Genomic DNA, 20971 nt, shown 5'->3' with positions numbered 1-20971 from the left:
ACTGTCAAACTCAGGAAAAGGTGAATTTTTGAAAACTAAAGAAGAAATAGCTCAAGATCCTGTTCAGGTAATTCCCATTTTAAGTGCATATAGCAATAAAGACAAAAATTTTCTTAAAGTAGTTTGGGAAGCAACTATATACACACATCATAAGCCAGAACCTCAAAAATACGAAGAATATTTGGATGATATGTTAACTCAGAGGAATTTGGTTGATGTAGATTATGCCTTGGCAACTTTTAATATAAGTGACGATTATAATGGGATAAAGCAAGGTGATGGTAGAGCCAAAAATATAAAATGCCCTACTTTGATATTGTGGGGAGAGAATGATTTAGTGGTTCCAGAACAAATGGCTCTTGATATACAACACGATATAGGAGAAAACGCCAAACTAATTTATCTAAAAAATTGTGGTCACTCTCCGTTAGTAGATGATCTAGATCAATTGATAAAAGTTGTGAAAAAATTTTTAATTGTGTGAGAACTGATTCATATGTTATATTTTGAGACTTGTAAATAAAATAATTTGGCAAATAATATTTTGATCTTAAAAAAAGTAACAGAGAGTTAAAGAAAGTTTGGAGTTTCTAAAGGTACTGAATGTTAGATTTTAAAGGAGGAAATGGAATGAATGTAGGAATAATGGGGTTAGGGGTTTACATACCTGATAATTACATTTATGCTGAAGAGATAGCCAAGAGAACGAATATTCCGCAATGGGTGATAGAAGAAAAATTTGGTATTTTAAAAAAACCCATCCCTGGTCCTGAGGATACAACGAGTTATATGGGTATTCAAGCGGCTAAGGAAGCTATCAAAGACGCAGGTATAGATCCAAAAGATATAGATTTAGTCATATGGAATGGTGGCCAACACAAAGATTATCCATGCTGGCTTGCCAGCTTAAAAGTTGCTCATGAGATTGGAGCCACTCGTGCATGGGGTTTTGATATGGAGGCAATGTGTGGATCGATGATGGTAGGAATGGAGACAGCAAAATCCCTTATGATGAATAATGATAATTTGAACACGGTATTACTTGTAAGTGGTTACAGAAATGGTGATCTCATCAATTATGAAGTTCCAGAAACCTCTTTTATGTTCGATATTGGGGCTGGAGGGGCAGCTTTAATATTAAGGAAAAATTTAAATAAGAATTTGATTTTATCATCCGCTTTTAGGGGAGATGGCTCTTTTTCAGAGCAATGTGTAATAGAAGTAGGAGGAACTAAGAAATGGCCTATGAAACCAGAAGATGCTAATAAGTATTACTTTACAGTAAGAGATTCCGAAAAATTTAAAGCAAATTTGAGTGAAAAAACCATGCCTAACTTTTATGGAGTAATCAGAGATTCTTTAAAAAAATCCGGTTATAGTGAAAAAGATATCGGATACTTAGCCATTCTTCACTTTAAGAGATCTGCTCATAAGGCTGTTTTGGAAGAATTAGGCTTGAAGGAAGAACAAACAACTTATCTGGAAAATTACGGTCATCTTGGACAAAACGATCAGGTGCTTTCTATGAAGTTGGCTCTAAAGGAAGGAAAACTCAACCCTGGAGACGTCGTTGTTATGGTGGGAGCAGGTATAGGTTTTGTTTGGGCTGCAACCACCGTAAAGTGGGGTTAAATAGAAAATATCACTTAAGTGAGGAGGAATATTAATGGATAGAATGAAAGACAAAGTTTGTGTAGTTACAGGTGGAGGCAGAGGCATAGGGGAAAGTATCGTTAAGAAGTTTGCCGAAGAAGGAGCAAAGATTGTTTTTGCTTTAGACATGAACCAAGAAATTCTTTCTCAGTTACAGAATCAATTAGGAGAAAATGTGAGAGGTTATCTGTTGGATGTAACCGATAGGCCTGCTATAGAAGAATTTGTGAGAAAAGTAAAAGAAGAGTTTGGAAGAATCGATGTACTTGTTAACAATGCTGGTATAACGAAGGACGCTTTGATAGGTAAGATGCAAGAAGAAGATTGGGATAAGGTCATTGGAGTAAATTTGAAAGGTGTTTTCAATATGACACAATTTGTTTCAAATCTTATGTTAGAAAATGGAAAAGGAAGTATAGTGAATATATCTTCAATCGTGGGTGAAAGAGGGAATGTTGGTCAAACTAACTATGCAGCTTCAAAAGGTGGAGTTATATCAATGACATATACTTGGGCTAAGGAATTTGCAAGGAAAGGGGCAAATATTAGAGTTAACGCGGTTGCTCCTGGATTCATTAAAACTCCAATGACAGAAAAAATTCCAGAGAAGGTATTAGAAAGCATAAAATCAAAAATAACTTTAGGGAGAATGGGAGAACCAGAAGAAGTGGCGAATGCAGTATTATTTTTAGCTTCTGAAGAGGCTTCTTATGTAACTGGTCACATTTTGGATGTAAACGGGGGAACAGTTCTTTAATCTTTATAAATATTAGAGACATAAATTTATTTTTAAAAGGGATATAGTGTAGAGTCCGATAGTATAAAATTTACGATTTAGGAGGTACTTTCAGAATGTGGAAAGAAAAATATAAACAAAAATTAATGTCAATTGACGATGCAATATTAAACCTACCGAAAAGAGTTTCGGTGGTTGTGAGTATGGCTGCAGCTGAAGCCCAAGGTTTTTTGAAAAGTATTCATAAATTTAAAGATCATTTTGAAAAAATAAAAGTGATAACTTGTTTAGATACGGGATATTATGAGTTCTTTTTGAACAAAGAATATGAAGGAACTTTCGAATTACATACATGGTTCTATTCTGATCCTACGAGAAAATCTAAACATGAAGATAAATTAAAAATATTGGATTATATACCCAATAATCTTCACATGGCAGGGTTAGATAAAGTTATGGCTGAAAAAGAGGAAGGAAATACCTTGGTGTTTTGGGGAACTTCCACTCCTATGAGAGAAAAAACTGGATACTTTAATTTAGGTATCTCTAATGTGTATGAAAAAGATTTAGCAGAAAATGCTGATATAGTTGTAATGGAGGTCAATGAAAAAATGCCATATGTGCACGGGGACACTGAATGGCATATAAACAATGTAAATGTTGTTGTTGAGTCTAATTGGGAGATCCCTGAAATACCTATTTCAGAACCTAAAGAAGAAGAAAAAAAGATTGCTCAGTACATAGCAGATATCATAAAAGACGGCTCAACCTTGCAGATAGGTATCGGTGGAATACCTAACGCGGTAGCAAAATTGCTTGAGACAAAAAAAGATTTAGGAATTCACACTGAAATGCTTACAGAATCAATGATAGATCTTTTTGAAAAAGGTGTAATAACAAATATGAAGAAGACCCTTTGGAAGGGGAAATTTGTAATAGCTTTTGCCTTAGGGACAAAGAGAATGTATGAATTTATCGACGATAATCCTGGTATTCTTGAGCTCAGAGGGAGATTTGTCAATGATCCTTACGTAGTCTGTCAAAATGACAATATGGTAAGTTTAAACACAGCAATTTCAGTAGATTTAACTGGACAAGTTGTTTCAGAAGCAATAGGGACCAAACAGTTTTCTGGAACAGGGGGCCAATTGGACACACATCGAGGGGCTATAAAAAGTAAAAATGGGAAAGGTATCATCGCCCTACGATCCACAGCAAAAAAAGGCACCATTTCAACGATAGTCCCCCTACTTCCACAAGGAGCTCCAATTACCGTCCCAAGACAGGATTTGGATTATGTGGTAACAGAATGGGGAGTAGCTCACTTGAGGGGTAGAAGTGTAGGTGAAAGGGCTAAGAAGTTAATATCAATATCTCATCCAGACTTTAGAAAAGAATTAGAACAAGAAGCTATAAAGATGGGGTTAATATAGAGCTTTGACTTGTGGACCACATTTAATCTAAACAGGCTGCTGCAAGGTGTTGGACCTAAACAGTGATAAGACTATATGGGAGGTAGAAACAATGAGTAAAGTTTATATAATATCCGCAAAAAGGACGGCCATCGGTACTTTTGGTGGAACCCTAAAAGATATACCTGCAACCAAATTGGGAGCTGAAGTTGTGAAAAAAGTGCTACAAGAAGCTCAAGTAAATTCTGAAAATGTTGATGAAGTCATTGTTGGAAATGTTTTGATGGCAGGCCAAGGCATGGGCCCAGGAAGACAAGTCTCCATATATGCAGGGATTCCAGAAGACAAGCCTGGCTACGCTGTTAATATGTTATGTGGAAGCGGCATGAAAAGTATAATGATTGGTGCTACGGATATTAAAACAGGTGACGCCGACCTAGTTGTGGCGGCAGGAATGGAGAGTATGTCAACAGCTCCTTATCTTTTGCCATCCACAAGTAGATTTGGAAACAAATTTGGATCATTTGAAGTTCAAGATCATATGATACTAGACGGGCTCACCGATGTTTTTAATAACTATCATATGGGGGTAACTGCAGAAAACATCGCAAAAAAACACAATATTTCTCGTGAAGAGCAAGACGATTTTGCATATACGAGTCAAATGAGAGCTAAAGAAGCTATGGAATCAGGGAAATTTAAAGATGAAATAATACCAATCGAAGTAAAAAGAAAAAAAGAAACAGTTCTTTTTGACCAAGACGAACATCCAAGATTTGATACAACGAAAGAAAAGTTAGCCAGTCTTAAACCTGCATTTGTAAAAGAGGGAACCGTAACAGCTGGAAATGCTTCGGGAATAAACGACGGTGCCAGTGCTGTCTTATTAGCCTCAGAAAGGGCTGTTGAAAAATACGGATTAAAACCAATAGCAGAATTAGTTGGTTACAATCAGGCCGCTGTAGACCCAGCATACATGGGTTTAGGTCCAGTTCCAGCTGTAAAGGGCCTTTTAGAAAAGATCAAAATGGATATAACAGATATGGAATTAATTGAACTAAACGAAGCTTTTGCTGCCCAGTCTTTGGGGGTGATAACAGAATTAGGAGATATTTATGGGAAATCTAAAAACTGGTTTCTTGAAAGAACCAATGTGAATGGTGGTGCAATTGCTTTAGGACATCCTATTGGAGCATCGGGAAATAGGATAGTTGTTACACTTCTTTACGAGATGAAAAAGAGAAATAGCGAATTTGGTCTGGCATCACTTTGCATTGGTGGAGGAATGGGGACGGCTTTAGTGGTAAAAAATATATGGAGGTGAGAAAGGTGAAAAGAAACATAGGATTGGTTCTTTTTTTGGTTGTCATGTTTTCTTTGGCGATGGCAGTAGATCCTATTAAAATCGGCGCTGTAAATCCTTTAGGAGATATAACTGGCAACCAAAGTACAAAGGCGATGAGGTTAGCAGTTAAAGAGATTAACGACGCCGGTGGGGTTTTGGGAAGACCGCTGGAACTTATAGTTATAGATGATGAAATGAATCCAGCAAAAGGGGCTGCAGCGATCGAGAGATTAGCAACCGTTGAAAAAGTAGATTTTTTTGTTGGTGGAATGTCTAGTGGTGTACATTTAGCACAAGTGCCTATTCTTAAAAAATACCAAAAAATAACTGTTTGGGCAGGTGGAGCTTCCCATCAAATTGAAATAGCGATGGGTCCAGATGCAGACTGGTACTTCCATCTTCACCCATGGGATTATCAACAAGGCGAAGGTTATGGGATAGGTTGGAGAGAAATAGTTCAGGCATATCCAAATGTTGATATTAAAAAAATCTTTTTGGCGTATGAAGAAGGAGCCTTCGGCACGGACTCATATACAGCTTATTTAGATCTTTATGAGTTAGCAAAAAAAGGAGAAGGTCCATGGCAAGGAATAATGGAAGAATTTGCTGGAGCTTCATTCAAGAGTGCCGCCCTAGGAGGGGGAGATTATAGAGCTATGTTAAATCAAGCAAAGGCTTTTGATCCGGACCTTTTTGTTTGGGCGGGATACGACGCTGATGCTATACCAATTGTAGCCCAGGCAAAAGAAGTGGATTTCACACCTGACTTGTTAGTAGGAGCTCCTCCAGGTTGGCCAGCGGACTTTGGGAAAAATCCTTTAGCAGAGAATGTTATTCTTTATGGGATGTGGGCTCCAACTTTAAATGATGTAAGTCCAGTAGCTAAACATTTTTATGATGCTTACGTTGAAATGTGGGATGAAGAACCGGTAACATACTTTGCTCCCCTTGGATATACTAATATTTATTTTTTGGTTGAAGGTATAAAAAAAGCAGGAACCATGGATAAAGAAGCTATAATTTCTGCATTGAGAACTATTGAATATGAATCGCCGTTGGGTGAAGTGTTGAAAATTGAACCAAGCAGAATAATACCAAATCAAGGATTCAAGTATCAAAAAATTTTACAATGGCAAAATGGTAGACAAGAAGTTATTTGGCCTATAGATCTTGCAACGGCAACGATGGCTTATCCTTTCACATTTGGTAAATAGTAAAAGTAAATTTTTGAAATATGGGGGTTGGAAGATATTCCTCCCCCTTTCATTAAAAAAACGGTGGTGATTATGTTGAATTCTCTGCATTTTCGACTTAATAAAACATTTTTAATGTTTCTTGTTTTCCTTGTAATTATTGCTATTTGGAAACCCATACCTTTGATCTATGGTCTTCAACGCGGTGGTTTATATTCTTTAATTGGTTTACCTTTGGCTTTGATATTAGGAATCGTTGGAATATTAAACTTAGCTCATGGGGATTTTTTGACTTTAGGTTTATACATAGGGTATATTTTTTTCACTCAATTAGGGTTAGACCCACTTATTTCAGTGTTTCCATTATTTATTTTAATGTTTTTATTAGCAATAGGGATTTATCAGATTTCAATAAGATACGTGTTAAAAGCAGGGGAACTGAACCAACTGTTGTTAACATTTGGGATTTCTATGGTAGTTATAGAGCTTATAAAAATAATTTGGACTACTCGCCCAAGAAATATTTATACTCCTTATGCTTCTTCATCCATAACAATATCAAATTTCTCTATTGGCATTTATGAATTTCTATATCCAATAGTGGCAATTGGAGTACTTATCTTTCTTCAACTTTTTTTGAAAAAGACTCTTTTAGGTCAAGCAACCAGAGCGGTTGGACAAAATCCAAAAGGAGCTGAAATTGTAGGTATAGATACCAACAAAGTATATCTTATCGTTTTTGCTATTGCTTTTGGAATTCTAGGAATTGCTGCAGGGATAATGTTGCCAAGGACATCCATATTCCCCTTGTCAGGAAATGCATATACTTTAAAGTCCTTTGCTTTAGCAGCTATGGCAGGTTTGGGTAATTTAAACGGTATTTTAATTGGTGGAATCACTTTAGGGGTAGTTGAAGCTGTTGTTCAATCGATTCCTGGATACAGCGGCTGGTCGGATTTGGTTTTTTTTGGAGTATTAATTATCGTAATATTAATTAGAGCATACAGGGGGTCAGAGTCATGAAAAAAATCTTAACTCCTTTAATAGCGGTTATAGCAACAGGATTATTAATATTTTTGCCTTTCTATACTGGAGCGTATTTTCTTCAGGTAGTTATGACTATTTTAATATATATGACGTTATCTTTGAGCTGGGATATGATGTTGAGAACGGGTCAATTATCCTTTGGAGTAGCAGGTTTTTTTGGGGTAGGTGCTTATGTATCGATAGTTTCCTTTGCGAATTTTGGAATTAACCCTTTAATTAGTATATTTCTTGCAGGGGGTTTTATGGCGCTGATAGCTTTGGCATTAGGATTTGTCGTTCTTAAATTGAGAGGAATTTATTTTGCAATCACTACTTTGGCCTTGACAACGGTTTTTTCCGTTATTATCAGGAATACTCCCCGTTTAACCGGTGGAGCAAGTGGGAAGGTTATACCTAATATAATATTTCAGGGAGATTCTTCAAAAATATATTGGTTGATATTGGCTTTAGCTCTATCTACAATTTTAATTTCTGAAGTTTTTAGTCGAACAAGGGTTCATTTTGCCATCAACTCAATAAGGACAGATGAAGTTGTGGCTAAATCTACTGGTATCAATATTTTTAAATATCTGATAATTGTCTTTATTATAACCACAGCTATTCAAGGCGTAACTGGAGCTGTATACTCTCAACAATACGGTTTCGTCTCTCCTGAAACAACCTTTTCTTTAGATTTTCTCTTACTACCTATGGCAATGGCACTTGTAGGAGGAATATATTCTACTTGGGGTCCAATCATCGGAGCAGGTGTTTTAGGGTTTGCATCTGAATATTTAAAATTAATTATGCCATATGGTCATCAAATAATTTATGGAATAATCATCATTCTTATAATATTATTCTTACCAAAGGGAATATTTGGATCTTTAAAAAACAAAATACAATCTGGTAAGTAGTTAATTTTTAATATATACTATGGAGGAGAACATTATGCAAATAGTAACTACAAAAAAATTAGTAAAAAAATTTGGAGGATTAGTAGCTGTAAATGGTGTCACAATGGATATAGAAGAAAAGGAAATATTAGGTATTATTGGGCCGAATGGTGCGGGGAAAACCACCTTGGTCAATTTGATAGCTGGCATGTATTATCCAACTGAAGGTGAGATCACATTTGACAATCAGAACATTGAAAAATATCCACCTAATATTCGGAGCAGAATAGGGCTCTCTAGAACTTTTCAAGTTGTAAGGCCGTTGCAAGGGTTTACAGGCTTAGAAAATATCATGATTGGTGCGTTGTTTGCAGCTGGAGAGAACTTAAAAGGCGCAAGGAAAACCGCAGATGAAATATGTGATCTTTTAGAATTGGAAAATAAGAACCAACCTATAGATAAATTGACTGTTCTTGACTTAAAAAAAGTGGAAATAGGACGGGCTTTAGCTTCCAAACCAAAAGTTCTATTTTTGGATGAAGTAATGGCTGGGTTAAATTCTGATGAAACTTGGCAAATGATCGACTTAGTAAAAAGGCTTAGAGAAAGTGGAATAGCGATAGCCGTAATAGAACATGTAATGGGAGTAATAAAAGAGTTAACAGACAGAGTGATAGTTTTAGAATCTGGAAAAATTATAGCACAAGGGGTCTATCAGGAAGTTTCAAAAGATCCTAAAGTTATATCTGCTTACTTAGGGGAGGAAGACTGATGCTTGAAATCAAAAATTTGGATTTAAAATATGGAAGAATACAGGTAATCTGGGATTTAACGATGTCAATTTATAACAATGAAGCTGTAGGCATTTTTGGACCCAATGGAGCTGGTAAAACTACCTTAATCAGTTCAATCGTTGGCTTAATAAAACCAGAAAAAGGAGAGCTCATTTTTGAGGGGAATTCATTAATTGGATTTAAAACTCATGAAATAATAAGAAAAGGGATTTCTTTGGTTCCCCAGGAAAGAGAATTATTTCCTTTTATGACCGTGGAAGAAAATTTAAAATTGGGAGCAGCCTATGTGCCAAATGCAAGGAATAAAATAAGCGAAAATTTGGATTTTGTTTTTGAAATTTTTCCAATATTAAAAGAAAGAATTCATCAGTTAGCTGGCACTATGAGTGGCGGTCAACAAAGGATGTTGGCTATCGGAAGAGCATTAATGGCAAATCCAAAATTGCTAATACTTGATGAGCCTTCATTGGGGTTACAGCCTTCACTCGTTATAGAATTGTTTCAAAAATTAATAGAGATTAAGAAATCTGGGGTATCGATAATGTTGGCAGAGCAGAACGTAAAACAAGGACTAAAAGTTATTGATAGAGGTTACGTACTAGAAAACGGGAAAATTGTTATGGAAGATGTTGGACAGAATCTTGCTAACAGTCCGCACATTCAAAAATCTTATCTTGGGGTGTAAATACTTAAAAATAATAGTTTAAGAAGGGATAGAGATGTCTTTTAAAAGTATTGGAAGTAAAATAACGTTGATCATAATCACTACTTTTCTTTTGTTTAGTTTATCTATTTCATACAACATATATTCTTTAATCAATTCTAACAACGCTTTAGAAGAATATAAACTTATGGCCGATCACGTTAATTCTTTCTCTCAAGCTGAATTCAACTTTTTTCAAGCTACAATTAGCTTAAAAGATTACACTAATAGTTTTGAAGAACAGAAGGCCAGTGAGTTTTTAAGTTATATAGAAAGTGTCAAAGACGATTTATCTAATCTTTCAACGTATAATTTAGAGGAATTACAATCAAATTTGACTAATTACGAATCCCTTTTCAATAAATTAGTTAGTTTAAACCAAGAAAAGGATGCCCTTATAGATAAATTTTTAAATCTGGGATCTGAATTAGAGAATAATATGAATGGTTTTATAGAATTATCACAAAAAGTTGGTGGGTCTTCCTCTTTGCCTATATATTCACAAAGAATTTTGCAGTACAAGAACACAATTATTGATTTGTCTACACAATATTTCTCAAGTTTATCGGAGGGAGATAAGAACAATGTAATTAAAGAGTTTGAAAATTTAGACTTGCAACTTTCTACTTTAGGATATAGCATAATAGATCAGGAATTAAATGATGCTTTTTCAGAACTAACCGATATAGTTGCTTCATTTGAAAACACCTTCGATCAAATAGTCACAACGATAGAATCCCAGGAGCCTATAATCGGGCAGATGGAACAAGCAAGGGTTGAGATACTGAACCTGTTAGAAGAACAAAGAAATGAATTAAAGGTCCAACAAGACACGTTAGGTCCAACACTCATAGAAGAAAACAATCAAGCAATAACCTTGACAGCCATCCTAACCGTAGTAGCCTTTGTAGTATCGATAATCATGGTCATCTATCTAATAAGGAGTATAACGAAACCACTGTTAGACTTCAAAAACAAGATAAACCAATTCAAAGAAGGAGACCTAACGGTTAACTTTGAAAGTAAAAGCAAAGACGAGATAGGGCAGATGGCTAACGCTCTATCAGAAATGAGTGAAGAACTGAGAAAATCCATGGGATCAATAAGGCAGGCATCAGACAAAGTAGAAAACGCATCAGAAAGTCTAACACGATCATCACAAGAAAGCAGGAAGAACTCAGAAGAACTCAAAAACCAGATGGACAAGATACAAACAAATACAGAAGAAACGGCAGGAAACGTAGAAGAAGTGACCTCAGGGGTAGACGAAGTAGCAAGGGCAGCACAAGGTGTATCCCAAGACGCACAAAGGCTAAGTGAAGAAGCAGATGAAACGAGTAAAGCTGCAGAAGAAGGAAGCAAAACGATAGAAAGTATAAGTCAAGCGGTGAAAGAAGCGGTAGAAAGGACAAAAGAAAGTCAAAAAGAAGTAGAAACACTCGCAAGCAACGCCAAGAACGTACAAAGTATAGTAGAAACGATAAACTCGATAACGGAACAAACGAACCTGTTGGCACTAAACGCAGCGATAGAAGCGGCAAGGGCAGGAGAAGCTGGAAGAGGATTTGCAGTTGTAGCGGATGAGATAAGGAAGTTAGCAGAAGAATCAAGGAATGCAACGGATGAAATATCAGAAATACTAACCAACATAACGCAAGGTACGAACAAAGTGAACGAATCGACGAACAAAGTAGTAGGAACGATAGGAGAAATAAACGAAAAGATGGAGAATGTACAGAAAAGTTTCAATCGGATAAAAGAAAGGATAGAAAGGATGGACCAAGGGATAGAAAACATGACGGCAAGTGCGCAAGAACAAAGTGCAAGTGCGCAAGAGATGAGCACAGCGATGGACAGGGTAGCGAAAGCGGTAACAGAAATAAGTGAACAATTAGAAAGGTCAAGGAGTGTGATAGACGAACAAGTAAAACAAGGGATAGGAATAAACGAAGAAGCGAAAGAGTTGAGTGAGCTAGCCACAGAGTTGAAAGGATTAGTTGGAAGTTTTAAGATATAAATTCACAGTGGGTGTGGGAGAAAATAACGAACAGGTATGAGTGGAGATTTTAATAGTAAAAACTGATGAGGAATTAATGATAGCCCAAGATACTAAAAGAAAAGTTAAAAAGTTTCAAAATGTGGTTAAAAAGATTAGGGTATAGCTAAGAAAGTGTGGTTTTTATGAAATTTAACTTTATTAAGAGAGGTGAGAAAGGTGAAAAGATTTATTGGTATGTTTTTTGTGGTTTTGCTGTTAGTTTCAGGTTTTTCGGAAGTAGGGGTAACTGATGATAAGATCTTAGTAGGTACTTTTCAAGCTATGTCGGGTCCTGTTGCACCTATAGGAAGACCGATGGCGCAAGGTATGCAAGCTTATTTTAATTACATCAACGACAACGGTGGTATCTACGAAAGACAGATTGAGTTAATAATAGCTGATGATCAGTTCAACCCTGCTAGAACGGTTGTAGAAGTTAGAAGAATGGTTGAGCAAGATGGAGTTTTTTCCATCGTTGGAGGACTAGGAACTCCAGGTATTTTAGCAGTACAAGGTTATCTGAATGATAACGAGGTTCCCTTTGTTTATCAAGGTGGGGGTTCTATAGAGTTCAGTCTTCCACCCAGAGAGTATATTTTCCCGGTTCAACCGAATTACATAGTAGAAGGGAACATAGTAATGAATTATTTGGTAGAAAAGGGCCATGAAAGAATAGCAATCGTTTATAGGAATGCAGAAGATGGTCAAGAGTTCAGTGAATCAGCGGTAGGTACATTAAAAGCCTTGGGGATGGAGCCCGTTGCAAACATAGCGGTGGACCCTTTGAAAAGTGACTTCACATCTGAAGTAACACGTTTGTTATCTGTTGAACCTGATGCCGTAGCTGTTATGTTGTTCCTTCCCCAATCTGTTGGTTTTGTGCGCCAAGCCAAACAATTTGGAATGATCGATCAAAGGTATCTTTTGACGTATTCAAACGCCGATGTGAGTTATCTACAATTAGCTCAAGAAGCAGGAGACGGTGTTGAGGTAATGGCTTGGGTTGCTGTAGACTTTACAAATCCAGAAGAACCTGCGATAAAAATATGGCAAGAATACTACGAAGGTATTCCTAACGCCTATTCTATCGCTGGTATGATAGCTGCAGAAGTTTTCGTTGAAGGGGTTAAAAGAGCAGGTCCTGATCTGACTAGAGAAAGTTTAGTTTCCGCTTTGGAAACTTTAGACAATTGGAAAGGAAATTATATCACCCTTGGTGACGAAAATCATGGTTTGAGTTATAAGCCGGTTTCCGCAGGCTTTGATTCTCGAATGGGAATGACTTCTATGTATGTTCTAAAATCTGTTTTAACCGAAGAAGGATTAGTTTGGGACTTTGCTTCAAGTTGGATACATTATTCTGTTGAATCGTTGTTAGAAGTTTTATAAATGATTATAAGGGGGGGGTTCCCCCCTTATAACCTATAAACACAAATTTGAGGTGAAAGAATGCTTGAAGTCAAAAACGTTACGGTAGCTTTTGGCGGTTTAAAGGCAGTTAACGATTTTTCTATGAAATTAATGCAAGGAAAGATTCATGCACTTATAGGACCTAATGGAGCTGGTAAAACAACTTTGTTCAATACAATTACCAGAATAGTGAATCTCCAAAAGGGAGATATTTTATTTAAAGGGGAATCTCTTTTAAGATTAAATACCCATGACATAATATATACAGGTATATCGAGAACTTTTCAGAATTTACAACTTTTTCAGGCTATGAACGTTTTTGAAAACATCTATAGTGGATTAATACACAAATATAATGACTCCCTTTTCTCTGTGTTTTCTAAATCAAAAACGAATTTTGATAAAGAAGCAAGAGATAAGGTTTTAGAAGTAGCTGAGATGTTTGACATAAAAAATAGGCTCGCTTCTTATCCTTCTGGGCTCACTTACGGGTTACTAAAAAGGGTTGAAATGGCCAGAGCAGTTATTTCTGATCCAGATCTTCTCTTATTGGATGAACCTGCAGCGGGTTTAAATTATTATGAAACAGAGGAAATAAAAAATATTATACAAATGGTCAATAAAAGAGGAAAGACGATATTGTTGGTGGAACATGACATGAATGTTGTAATGAATGTTTCTGATTTAGTAACCGTTATGAATTTTGGGAAGAAAATTGCTGAAGGAACTCCCGAAGAAGTGACAAATAACGAAGAAGTTATAAAGGTGTACTTGGGGGAAGATGAAAATGCTTGAAGTTGAAAATTTGGAAGTTAATTATGGTCATGTAAAGGCGGTAAAAAAAATTTCTTTTTCTGTGAATAAGGGTGAAATTGTTACCATTTTGGGCTCCAATGGAGCTGGTAAAACTTCAACACTTTTTGGAGTTTTGAATATAGTTAAATCTAAAGGTAAAGTAATTTTTGAAGGTGAAGATGTAAGTAATAAAAGTACTGTTCATATGGTAAAAAAAGGGATTGTGTTATGTCCTGAAAATAGAAGAATCTTTTCAAGTTTAACAGTCGAAGAAAATTTGAAAATGGGAACGTACTTAAGGGGAGATTATTCAAAAAATTCTGGATATGTTTACGATCTTTTCCCTGTTTTAAAAGAGAGAAGGAAGCAGAAAGCAGGTTCGTTATCTGGAGGAGAACAACAGATGTTGGCGTTAGGCAGGGCGCTTATGGCTTCTCCAAAGTTGTTGATGTTAGATGAGCCTTCCTTGGGATTGGCACCGATAATAATTGATGAAATATACAGTGTATTAAAAACTTTAAAAGAAACTAATATTCCAATTTTGCTCGTGGAACAAAACGCAATAAAATCACTAAAAATAAGTGATAGAACCTATATATTAGAAAATGGTAATGTTGCACATCAAGGAGTATCCAAGGAAATGTTGAATGATGAGAGGTTAAAAAAGTCATATTTGGGGAAATAAGAAAGGAGAGGTAGAATTGCAAATACTCCAAAGCATAATTTCGGGGATTCCACAAGGAGCATTATACGGGCTCACCGCCTTTGGAATAGCTTTGATTTTTCGGACCACCGGGGTTCTAAACTTTGCTCATGGAAATTCAGGTATGTTGGGAAGTTATATAGGGCTTACTATTTATTTGATGAGTGGTAATATTATTTTATCTTTAATTTCAGCAGTTTTTTCAGGATTTCTTATTGGTATGGTTGTTGAACGATTTTTAATGAGACCTTTGAAGCATTTGTCTCATGGCGCGATGCTTATGGTTACATTAGGGTTATTGATGGTAATTGAAGGTTTGGTCATGTTGATTTGGGGAACGGATTACTTTTCTTATCCAGAACTGTTTTCAGGCAAGCCTTTTATCCTACTTTTGGAAAATGGGGTGCTAGTTATGCCTGCAAACGATGTTGTGATTACCATAATTTCTATTGCTGTAATGTTGCTTTTAGCTTTGTTTTTAAAGTATACTAAATTAGGTATAGCTATTAGAGCCCGGTCTCAAGAGGAGGTGGGTTCACTAGTAAGTGGGATAGATATTAACCGTGTGGATGCCATTGTTTGGAGTATTGGGATAGCTACTGTTAGTTTGGTAGGGATTCTCACAGCTCCAAAAACTTACATACACCCCAGCATGTTGATAAATATGCAATTGTATGGTATTACAGCAGGTGTTCTTGGAGGGTTTTCGAATCTTTTTGGTGTTATTATAGGTGGGCTAATTTTAGGGGTACTAGAAAAGTTAGTTGGGGTTTATATATCCCCCGATTATCAATTATCTATTATTCTTATATTGATAATATTAGTTTTATTATTTAAACCTTCTGGTTTATTTGGGAAAGATTTTGAAGGGAGAGTGTGAGAAAAGTGAAAACAGCATTATACACGTTAATAATTGGTTCTCTCCTAGGTCTAGTATTTATTTCCAAATCGTTTTTATTGTTAGTGTTTTCTAATATAATAATCTTTGCAATCGCAGCTTTAGGTTTAAATGTAATATTTGGGTACACAGGTCAGATCTCTATCGGACATGCTGCTTTCATGGCTATTGGAGCGTATACAAGTGCTTTTTTTACGATGAGTTTAAATATGCCAATATTTCTAAACTTAATTTTCGTTATTCTTTTTTCTGCTTTGTTTGGTATTTTAATAGCGTTACCAGCCATGAGACTGAAAGGTTTTTATTTAGCTATAGCAACTATGGCATTTGGGATAGCGGTACAAGAGATAATTGCCTCAATGGATATATTTGGCGGAAGGACCGGAATGAGGAATATCCCTGCTTTTTTTGGTTCTGATTTTAATACCTATTTGTTGAATTTGTTTTTTTACAGTTTTTTGGTCTATATAACAAGTTTAATAGTAAAATCTCCTACAGGAAAGAGATTCAATATGGTACGAGACAGTGAATTGGCTGCCAGAGCGTTCGGGGTGAAAATTGCTAAATCAAAATTACAAGCCTTTATTATCAGCTCTATATACAGTGGAATAGCAGGCTTTTTATATGCCCATACACTAGGATATATATCTCCTGCAGATTTTGGTTTGAACGTCTCGTTGAATCTTTTGGCGATGGTTATTATAGGTGGTTTTGCTTCATTAAATGGAGGATTGATTGGTTCTGTTATAATTACAGGTATGCCTTTTTTATTTTCACGAAGCAATTTTCCTATGACTATAATAGTGGGTAGTTTGCTTATAATATTTGTTTTATTCTTCCCTCGTGGTCTTTCTTATGGTTTGAGAATGTTGTATTTCAGATATTTTGAAATTCCTGTTGTGTGGATTATAAAAAAATTTTGGAAGAATAAGAAAAAAGAGGGAAATTATATTGAGGTTGATGGAGTAAAATTATATTATGAAGTAAGTGGTGAAGGCAAACCCGTTGTTATGATTCATGGTAATTACGGCTCTCACAGATGGTTTAACAAAGTGAAAAACATTGAAGGTTTTAAGGTCTATACCCCTGATTTGCCAAATTTTGGTTACTCTGATTGGATGAAAGAAATTCAAATAGATACTTATGCAGAATATATCAAAAAGTTTATAGATCTTTTAGGATTGAATAAGGTTGTTTTAGTTGGGCATTCTTTGGGTGGAGCTGTAGCGATGTCAATAGCTTTTAGATATCCAGAAAAAGTAGAAAAATTAATACTTGTTGACTCACCTTCTTTAAAGGGTTTGAAGACGCCAGAAGAAAATTATTATGTTCTAAATTTGCTAAAAAACAATAGAACACTTCTTAAGAATTCTTTAAAGGCAATGGTCCCTTCATCAAAAGATAGAAAATTACTAAATAATCTCACTAACGATGCTCTTTTGATGAATCCAAAATGCTTTACTGAAAATGCAAGGGCTCTGGAAAATTATAACTATGAAGAGATTTCAAAAAATTGTACGGCAGAAGTTTTATTCATTCTTGGGGAAAAAGATACATTGATAACTAAAAATATGGCTAATGAAGTTGTTCAAAGTACAAATGGAAAATTAGAAATCATCCCTGATGTTGGACATTCGGTTATAATAGAAGAACCAAAAGCATTTATAGATATTTTTAAAAGTTTTACATAAAGGAAAAAATTAAAAAATGAAGGAGATAACGTTGGATAAAGTCAAAAATAAATCGTATATAAAATTAATGACAGCAGCCCGGGATCTTTTTTCTGAAAAATGGTATGAAACAGTTTCCGTTGTCGAAATCTGTAAGAGAGCCGGATTATCGAATGGAGTGTTTTACAGGTATTTTAAGAACAAACAGGACATATTTCTTAAATTGTTAAACGAAATAGTAATTTATTATGAAGAGGGTTTTTCTACAATTTCTGGTAAAAGTTTTGAAAACAGGATGGATAAATTTTTAGATACCATTGTTAAATCTGGAGTCGGCGACTACAAAAAAGATATTTTGATTTATCGAGAGGGTCAATATAGATATCCCAAATACGAACAACACTTGAGAGATTTATACGGCAAAGGAGTTTCTTTAGTTTTACTGCGTGAAACGAGTCAGGCGGAACAATTATTTATTTCAGGAATTGCAAGATTTGTCATTATAAGGTATATTTTTAATGGGGTAAGTTATGACAAAACCAAAATTAAAAAGATTATTACCGATGGAATTTTTTACGATGAAATAAAAAATTATTCTTTGATATTCAATGAAGAAGATGTAATTTACCCCCATATTCTCAAAGGCGAATCCGCCAGAAGTAAATTATTATCTTCTGGTATAGATTTATTTGGTACAAAAGGATATTATAAAACAGATATTCACGATATCACAAGGAATGCTGGTTATTCAGTGGGGACATTTTATCTTTATTTTGAAAGTAAAGAAGCTTTTTTAGAGGAGATAGTTAAAATAATTGGTAAAAAGACAAGAAGATTCCTTACTATCAATCAAAAGAAGCAATTAAACAGGGCAGAAAACGAGTTAAGGGGGATTTATCTCTTTCTAAAATATTTTGAAAGTAATTCTGAATACTATAAAATCGTAAGAGAATCTGAATTTATTGTAAAAAAGGCAGCAAATGATTATTATGACAGATTTGAAAAGGGTTATGTTGAGAATCTTGAACGAACAAAAATAGAAGATAAAAAATTGTTAGCTAACAGTCTAATGGGGATAAGCCATTATACAGGGATAGATAGAATTTTCTTAAACAAAATTAAAGATATAAAATCAGTTTTGAAAGAATTATCAATTTATCTTACACATGGAATACGTGTCTAAAAAGGAGTGAGAGATAAATGTATTTGGAGGATCCAGGTATCTATTATGAAATTTATGGAAAAGGGAGGCCAGTAATTATATTAAACGGCATTATGATGAGTACCTCAAGTTGGAAAGCACATATAGATAGATGGCAAAAAAAATTCCAAGTTATTACGTATGATACTCGAGATCAAGGAAAATCTTCAAGAATTATCGACAAACCTTATACTATAGAAGTTCATGTCGAGGATTTGAAGAAATTGATTGACCATTTAGGGTTAAAAAAAGTAAATTTAATGGGGGTTTCCTACGGGGCACAAATTGCAGAATTGTTTGCTTTGAAGTATCCTGAGATGATCGACAAACTGGTTCTTTCAAATGCAACCGACCATATAGATAACTATCTTAAGTCCATAGGTCAAGCATGGAAAGTAGCGGCAGAACTTTACGATGGTGAAAAGTTTTTTGATATTTCTCTCCCTTATATATATTCTCGACCATTTTATAACAACAACTACGAATGGTTGATGAATAGAAGGAAGGTATTTAAAGAAACCTTAACCAAAGACTGGTTTGATGGCTTCGTGAGACTTGCATCGTCTAACGAAACATTTGATATTAGAAATGAAATATCGAATATCACAGCTAAAACTCTTTTCATTTCAGGAGAAGAAGATATTATAACCCCCAAAAGCCACATAATAGAAATGAGTAAAAAAGTAAAAAATTCTTTACTAGCAAACTTAGAAAACACGGGCCATGCGCTGTTTTTTGAAAAATTTGAAGAATTCTGTCTACTAGTAGAAGCCTTTTTTAATAACGATTAAAACAATTAAATTTTGAGATTATTCCCCTTATTCTACACTAAGAATTTGATATAATCATTTTTAAAAACTCTTCTTCTGAAGTGGCAATAAGGGGATTTTCCTGTTTTTTCATAATAATTCTGGTGATAATCCTCTGCTTTGTAAAATTCTGAAGCTTTAGTTATCTTGGTTACGACTTTCAAACCTCTATTGATTAACTCTTCTTTTACTTTTTCTGCGATTGCTTTTTGTTCCTCATTTAGGTAAAATATTTCACTTCTATATTGCTCACCAATGTCTGGTCCCTGTCCATTTTCTTGGCTAAAGTCATGAATTTCAAAAAAATATCTGACTAATGATTCGTAGCTTACTATGTTTGGATCGTAGACAATTAAAACAGATTCTGCATGACCTGTTTTTCCACTACAAACCTGTTCATAAGATGGATTTTCAACAAAACCACCTGTATAACCACTAGCTACGTCGATGACACCTGCGATCTTTTTAAACATGTATTCTACTCCCCAAAAACAACCTGCTGCAAAGATTGCTGTATCTGTTGGTATTTCGTTCATTTTAATCACCTCTTATTTTCTATGCTTCACATATATAAGTTATCGCTAAAAGAGCTTCAAAAATCACACGATAATTGTCGCTGCTTATTTTCACCTTTCTTCCATCTATTCTTTCTGTTAATGGCATAGATTCAACCATATCAGCTTTCGAAGTGTCAGAAAATTCAACAATCATCTCGATGGGTGAGTTGAATGTGTAGACATCAAAATATTCTTTGTTTTTATCTATCATTTCTTTAGTTGTACTTTTAATTTCTTCTAGTAGTTTCTTCATTGGTTTAAACTCTGCAGAGTATCTGCCTAAAGATCTTTTGGTTTCTACGTAGTATAAATGCTTAAAATATGGGTTCAGTTGTTTTTTGAGTTTATCATCCCCAACAACCATTGCCAATGGAACACCAAAACTACCTCCGTATGCGGCATTAATTAATGTTTCATTCATTTCTACTCCATTGATCCGAATATTATGGATAGAAGAACTTGAATAAGTGTGATCCATAGTAGAGTATTTCTCTCCAACTCCAGCATGGTAACCAAAAAAGATCATCCTATCGAAAGATTCATCTATGCCGGTCATCATATAATATTTTCTTATCCCACCGCTGATTAATTTTACGTTTGGGAATTCTTCTGTGATCTCCCACGGAATGTTGTTCCCTTCCGCATGAGAATCAGATAAGGTGATCTCATGTTCTTTTAATTCTTCTAATAAAGCTTTTAATTGCCTAACAGCATATGTTTGTTTGTAATCTTTGTTATTTTTAGTGACATCATTCCAATGGGTAATACCCCCAAGCCCTTCAAAATCAAATGAAATGTATATTTTTATAATAATCATCTCCTTATTGATGATTCTCAATGTCTTTAGAACCCATAAAACTATATATAGCGCCCCTTGCCCCGCTCCCCACCCTGTAATTAATGCAATTATATCAAAAAATCATTAAATTATATTTTTCTGCGCATTAGATAATATTACATGTCCGTGAAAAAGATTGGTTAGATCATAATTCGATGTCTTTGAAATGATATCATATCCTTGACTCTTTTGGAAGGAGGCAAGGAAAAAATGGAGGCAATAGAAATGGAAGTAACAAAAAGGATGAAAGAAAAATAGTTGAAAGCAAGTAAAAAAGAGAAGAAAGAGATTATT

General features: G+C 35.1%; 20 protein-coding genes. 18 read left to right on the top strand and 2 right to left on the bottom strand.

Going from position 1 to position 20971, the window contains the following annotated elements:
* The 18 genes from X926_RS08260 to X926_RS08175 form a co-directional block, all read left to right on the top strand.
* On the top strand, positions 1–484 hold a 484-nt coding region (locus X926_RS08260; protein ID WP_146255749.1), incomplete at its 5' end, for an alpha/beta fold hydrolase.
* A gap of 146 nt (positions 485–630) precedes the next feature.
* Positions 631–1632, top strand: a complete 1002-nt coding sequence (locus X926_RS08255) for a 3-oxoacyl-ACP synthase (protein ID WP_233186717.1) — start codon at positions 631–633, stop codon at positions 1630–1632.
* A gap of 34 nt (positions 1633–1666) precedes the next feature.
* Positions 1667–2410: a 3-oxoacyl-[acyl-carrier-protein] reductase gene (fabG, locus tag X926_RS08250; RefSeq protein WP_012208355.1), complete on the top strand. Its 744-nt coding sequence runs from the start codon at positions 1667–1669 to the stop codon at positions 2408–2410.
* A 95-nt stretch (positions 2411–2505) separates the two neighbouring features.
* Complete coding sequence (locus X926_RS08245) at positions 2506–3822, top strand: acetyl-CoA hydrolase/transferase family protein (protein WP_103065730.1); 1317 nt, start codon at positions 2506–2508, stop codon at positions 3820–3822.
* A gap of 91 nt (positions 3823–3913) precedes the next feature.
* Complete coding sequence (locus tag X926_RS08240) at positions 3914–5125, top strand: acetyl-CoA C-acetyltransferase (protein WP_103065729.1); 1212 nt, start codon at positions 3914–3916, stop codon at positions 5123–5125.
* 5 nt (positions 5126–5130) lie between these two features.
* On the top strand, positions 5131–6360 hold the full coding sequence (locus tag X926_RS08235) for an ABC transporter substrate-binding protein (RefSeq protein WP_012208352.1): 1230 nt from the start codon (positions 5131–5133) through the stop codon (positions 6358–6360).
* Between the two features lie 72 nt (positions 6361–6432).
* Entirely contained in the window at positions 6433–7362 is a 930-nt protein-coding gene (locus X926_RS08230; RefSeq protein WP_103065733.1) for a branched-chain amino acid ABC transporter permease, read from the top strand.
* Positions 7359–8282, top strand: coding sequence for a branched-chain amino acid ABC transporter permease (locus X926_RS08225; protein ID WP_103065728.1), 924 nt, complete (start codon positions 7359–7361; stop codon positions 8280–8282). Before X926_RS08230 ends, X926_RS08225 begins: the two co-directional genes overlap by 4 nt.
* 34 nt (positions 8283–8316) lie before the next feature.
* A complete protein-coding gene (locus tag X926_RS08220) occupies positions 8317–9033 on the top strand; it encodes an ABC transporter ATP-binding protein (RefSeq protein ID WP_103065727.1) in 717 nt (238 codons plus the stop codon).
* Positions 9033–9740: an ABC transporter ATP-binding protein gene (locus X926_RS08215; protein ID WP_103065726.1), complete on the top strand. Its 708-nt coding sequence runs from the start codon at positions 9033–9035 to the stop codon at positions 9738–9740. The genes X926_RS08220 and X926_RS08215 overlap by 1 nt, the downstream gene beginning before the upstream one ends.
* 34 nt (positions 9741–9774) lie before the next feature.
* Positions 9775–11775 (top strand): methyl-accepting chemotaxis protein, encoded by a 2001-nt coding sequence (locus X926_RS08210; RefSeq protein WP_103065725.1) that lies wholly within the window; start codon positions 9775–9777, stop codon positions 11773–11775.
* Between the two features lie 198 nt (positions 11776–11973).
* Positions 11974–13185, top strand: coding sequence for an ABC transporter substrate-binding protein (locus X926_RS08205; RefSeq protein ID WP_103065724.1), 1212 nt, complete (start codon positions 11974–11976; stop codon positions 13183–13185).
* 60 nt (positions 13186–13245) lie between these two features.
* The gene (locus X926_RS08200; protein WP_103065723.1) at positions 13246–14001 is read left to right on the top strand and encodes an ABC transporter ATP-binding protein; all 756 of its coding nucleotides are present in this window, start codon (positions 13246–13248) and stop codon (positions 13999–14001) included.
* A complete protein-coding gene (locus X926_RS08195; RefSeq protein ID WP_233186716.1) occupies positions 13994–14686 on the top strand; it encodes an ABC transporter ATP-binding protein in 693 nt (230 codons plus the stop codon). Before X926_RS08200 ends, X926_RS08195 begins: the two co-directional genes overlap by 8 nt.
* 16 nt (positions 14687–14702) lie before the next feature.
* Positions 14703–15584: a branched-chain amino acid ABC transporter permease gene (locus X926_RS08190; RefSeq protein ID WP_158245233.1), complete on the top strand. Its 882-nt coding sequence runs from the start codon at positions 14703–14705 to the stop codon at positions 15582–15584.
* Positions 15581–17293: an alpha/beta fold hydrolase gene (locus X926_RS08185; RefSeq protein WP_103065720.1), complete on the top strand. Its 1713-nt coding sequence runs from the start codon at positions 15581–15583 to the stop codon at positions 17291–17293. The genes X926_RS08190 and X926_RS08185 overlap by 4 nt, the downstream gene beginning before the upstream one ends.
* 31 nt (positions 17294–17324) lie before the next feature.
* Complete coding sequence (locus X926_RS08180) at positions 17325–18455, top strand: TetR/AcrR family transcriptional regulator (RefSeq protein ID WP_158245232.1); 1131 nt, start codon at positions 17325–17327, stop codon at positions 18453–18455.
* 17 nt (positions 18456–18472) lie between these two features.
* Entirely contained in the window at positions 18473–19264 is a 792-nt protein-coding gene (locus X926_RS08175; protein WP_103065718.1) for an alpha/beta fold hydrolase, read from the top strand.
* A gap of 32 nt (positions 19265–19296) precedes the next feature.
* Here the strand turns inward: X926_RS08175 and msrA are convergent, their stop codons facing one another.
* Together msrA and X926_RS08165 are read right to left on the bottom strand one after the other, a co-directional pair.
* The gene (gene msrA / locus X926_RS08170; protein WP_103065717.1) at positions 19297–19818 is read right to left on the bottom strand and encodes a peptide-methionine (S)-S-oxide reductase MsrA; all 522 of its coding nucleotides are present in this window, start codon (positions 19816–19818) and stop codon (positions 19297–19299) included.
* A 19-nt stretch (positions 19819–19837) separates the two neighbouring features.
* Positions 19838–20677 (bottom strand): M55 family metallopeptidase, encoded by an 840-nt coding sequence (locus X926_RS08165; protein WP_233186715.1) that lies wholly within the window; start codon positions 20675–20677, stop codon positions 19838–19840.
* Positions 20678–20971 lie beyond the last annotated feature (294 nt).

It is taken from the genome of Petrotoga sp. HWHPT.55.6.3, assembly GCF_002895495.1.
Taxonomy (GTDB): domain Bacteria; phylum Thermotogota; class Thermotogae; order Petrotogales; family Petrotogaceae; genus Petrotoga; species Petrotoga mobilis.
This window is presented reverse-complemented; position numbering and strand designations above follow the sequence as displayed.